The 3,366-nt window shown below is 54.5% G+C and carries 3 protein-coding genes; all 3 read left to right on the top strand.

The genetic code is table 11. The annotated features are described in order from the left end of the window. Window positions 1-391 precede the first annotated feature (391 nt). The 3 genes from HAQ05_RS29595 to HAQ05_RS29265 all read left to right on the top strand — a co-directional run bounded on the left by HAQ05_RS29595 (window position 392) and on the right by HAQ05_RS29265 (window position 3,019). A complete protein-coding gene (locus HAQ05_RS29595) occupies window positions 392-1,654 on the top strand; it encodes a TnsD family Tn7-like transposition protein (protein WP_420825801.1) in 1,263 nt (420 codons plus the stop codon). A 28-nt stretch (window positions 1,655-1,682) separates the two neighbouring features. Continuing rightward, window positions 1,683-2,444 (top strand): SIR2 family NAD-dependent protein deacylase, encoded by a 762-nt coding sequence (locus HAQ05_RS27595; RefSeq protein WP_190427501.1) that lies wholly within the window; start codon window positions 1,683-1,685, stop codon window positions 2,442-2,444. Between the two features lie 104 nt (window positions 2,445-2,548). After that, window positions 2,549-3,019, top strand: a complete 471-nt coding sequence (locus HAQ05_RS29265) for an antitoxin Xre/MbcA/ParS toxin-binding domain-containing protein (RefSeq protein ID WP_190427499.1) — start codon at window positions 2,549-2,551, stop codon at window positions 3,017-3,019. Window positions 3,020-3,366 lie beyond the last annotated feature (347 nt).

Raw genomic sequence — 3,366 nt, 5'->3', positions numbered from 1 at the left:
CGGGTAAGAGCTTCGTTGGCGCATGGGAATCCTGGCGATAAGGGTGATCGCGTCCGCTAAAAAATAGACGGACAACATCGCCCTTAATGCTGGAGTTCGGTAGGTGTGTTCACCGGGCGCTTACGCTTGGTTACCAGAAGAGTCATTCTTCAGTCTGTGCAGCCGCCTGCATTTTCTGTCTGGCCATCTTCATCCCGGCGCGACTAGTAGGCTGCTATTCAGCCTCTCCGAGCGGTGCATCAAACACGACTTGCCATGTGGGCTGGATGCATTCGAGCGGAACACCGCTGGCCGTTGGGGGGGAGCTATTTCTATTATCGAGCACCGCACAATTTTTCCGGTTTTCTCACCTTTTCGGTCGCACAGCTCAATCGCAGAGTCGCTCGCGCAAATGACTAGCCCAGTAGTCGGGTCGCTGAAGTACCAGCTCGGACTCGTATGTGGAGGATTTGGTGCGGATCATCCACTGCGAGCTTGCCGGTCATGGATGATGCGGGACTTGGATCTATATGGGGTCTCGTATTGGCACATGGCTCATCAGTATCCAGGCGTAGTGGTCTGCCCTGAACACCGGGAGGTGCTTTGCGAATGCTTCCAAAACCGCCGTTGGTCCGGCCGATTCACTTGGACTTTGCCCGGTGCTGGCACATTAAGGGACATGGGTTATGGCGAGATCAACGCAGTAGAACAGGAACGCCTCGTCCAACTGGCTGCAGCGTGTGGCGATCTAAGGTCGATGGGGCTAGCCAAGCACTTCCATCCAATTGTGGTCGCCCAGATCTACCGACAGTGCCTACCTGCAGAGAACGCTGCGCTAAGCCTGTTGGCGCATATCAGCCCGTTGCGACGGTTTCATCCATACGGGGAGCAACCATCCACTTATGCCGCAGCTGCAAGCTTTATCAGTCAGATGGTGCGATCACCGCGTCGGCACATTCATCCACTCAAACACCTGATCATGATTACCTGGCTGTTCGGCGAGGTCTCATTATTTGCTCGTTGCTACGAATCCCGTTTTACTCAGCATGAACCTCTACCAGTATTTCCGGCGTCAACCCCGACGGCTGGGGCTCCAGCACCGGCGGGGAAAAGAGGCCACCCTAGGCCCAAGCGCCTCAAGCTTGAATTCAAGACACTGGTGCTCAATCGCCTTGCTGAAGGGGCGGCTAAGGACAACATTTGCCGGGAGTTTAAACTCAACATATCCACGGTGAACAAGTTGCTTCGTGCGGAGCCTTGCATCCAAGCTTCTTGGACAGCTGGACGGATGGCTCTCGATAAGGCTGACCATCGCTTACGATGGGTTGAGCTTCAGGAAAGGTTTCCATCACATTCTCTCACTGAGCTTCGGTGCGAATGCCAGTCGCTTTACATATGGCTGTATCGTAACGATCGAGAGTGGTTGAATGCGCAGGCCTGTGAATTGCCTAAGCCTACGAGAGGTCGGGCTCTTCGGGTCGATTGGGAGACCAGGGACGACGAGTTGCTATGTGAGCTGGAGGCTGAAATTGCTCGGCGATTCGGATCGGATCTAAACCTGTGCCTCAAGCAGTCGCAGATTTTCTCCTTGATCCCACGTCTTGCTCAGCGACTGGAGCGGCGGGATCGATATCCGCGCACTCGGGCTTACATGAAGCTGCTATCCATACGATAGGGGCTTACTGATCACGCAGGTGTCCATCATGACTCAAATCCGAAAAGCGGCCGATGCGCTAGCAGCGGTCAGACGAATCGTGTTCTTTACGGGCGCAGGTATCTCAGCCGAAAGCGGCATACCAACCTTCCGAGCCAAACTCACTGGACTGTGGGCGAAGCATGACCCGCAGCGTTTAGAAACTGCTGATGCATTTCGGGAGAATCCAGCACTAGTATGGGGTTGGTATCTGTGGCGCCGGCAGCAAGCCATGCTGGCCGAACCTAACGCAGCTCATTACTCAATCAGCAGGTTAGCCAAGGCTGGATGGGAAGTGTCGGTAGTTACCCAGAACATCGACGATCTGCATGAGCGGGCCGGTGTAGATGCAGTAGTTCATCTTCATGGGAGCCTGCTGGGCGCCAAGTGCTCTGGATGCCACCGTCCGGTTGCATTGCAACCAGATCAGTTGAGCATTTCCAACGAAGGTGAATTGGTGGAGCCTCCCAGGTGTAACTACTGCAACGGTCGGACACGGCCGGGAGTGGTCTGGTTTAGGGAGAATTTGCCTGACAATGCTTGGCTATCAGCTGTGCGGCTCGTCAGGACTTGCGACCTGCTAATCTCCGTAGGCACTTCCGGTGTGGTTAGGCCGGCAGCAGACTTACCTGAGATGGCCATCAGGGCGAACGCTACCGTGATCCACGTGAATCTTGAGGACGTGAGCATGGGAGGCGAGAGGGAGATCATGTTGATAGGGAGCGCTGTGCAAGTGCTGCCCGAGCTGCTGACTAGGTTGGGAGTGAGCTAGGACAGTTGGGAAAGTCAGAGCGAATCCTGCAGGTTGAGCAACACTCTTGTGCTACGAGAGAAAGAAATCTAATCTGGCATTCAAAGCATTGGGAGGTCACTGCAGTGGGTTCCACAATTTTGACTCCCCCAACTGGAACCGCAGCTCAACGGCCGACATTCCATCTGACCCACGCTGAGACCGGAAGCTTGAGTCAACTGGACATCCTGCATCTTGTCCAAGCCGGTTTCGCCCTCCGCGATGTTCAGGCTTTGGTCAGTTCATCGTGCCTGTTCAAGGCTCGCAAGCTCTTGGAGCGAATCCTGGGGAAGTCCACTCGGACCATTCAGCGGCTAAGCAATCTCCCGGAACAAACCCGATTGAATGCCCAACAGAGCGCTGTAGCGTTCCAATACGCCCAAGGTCTTGAGCTTGCGGTGAGGGTCTTCGGATCTCAAACGCTCGCTGAAAATTGGATGGGACAGTCATGTAGGCATCTGTCAGGTATGATTCCTTTCGAGATGCTTGATACCTCAGTTGGTTTCAAGGTTGTGGTGGACTACCTGGAGCGCGTTCGCTTGGGGGTTTACCAGTAGGCTGGCCCGTCCATGGACCCGGTCACTCGGGGGCGACCGTATCTTATACGCTCACTCGGCTGAGGAGATAGGAGATGAAAGTTATCGGTAAGGTGGAAATTGATGGTTTCAGACAAACCTTTTGATCTCTGCCAACTCATCACCAAGGTACACGATCGTGTTCCCCATCCAATTCGCAACGTTGCAGGTACATTGACCGACAGCTATGGGTCGATTCTGTTGAAAAAGTAGCTCCCCTGTTTGACCTGCGGCAAAATTGCTTCATTGGCCGGCGGGGGATCACAGAGCATGATGGGACAGTTATCGAGTGGGCAGGAGCGACTGTTTTACTTGTTCAACCTTGAAGA

Origin of the sequence: Pseudomonas typographi (genome assembly GCF_014694385.1) — a bacterium.
In the GTDB taxonomy this organism is placed as follows: Bacteria; Pseudomonadota; Gammaproteobacteria; order Pseudomonadales; family Pseudomonadaceae; genus Aquipseudomonas; species Aquipseudomonas typographi.
Note: the sequence above shows the minus strand (reverse complement) of the source record. Positions and strands in the feature narration are given on the sequence as shown.

Coding starts and splice junctions, on each gene's coding strand:
- HAQ05_RS27595 (WP_190427501.1), top strand. CDS start 1,683: ATGACTCAAATCCGAAAAGCGGCCGATGCGCTAGCAGCGGTCAGACGA.
- HAQ05_RS29595 (WP_420825801.1), top strand. CDS start 392: ATGACTAGCCCAGTAGTCGGGTCGCTGAAGTACCAGCTCGGACTCGTA.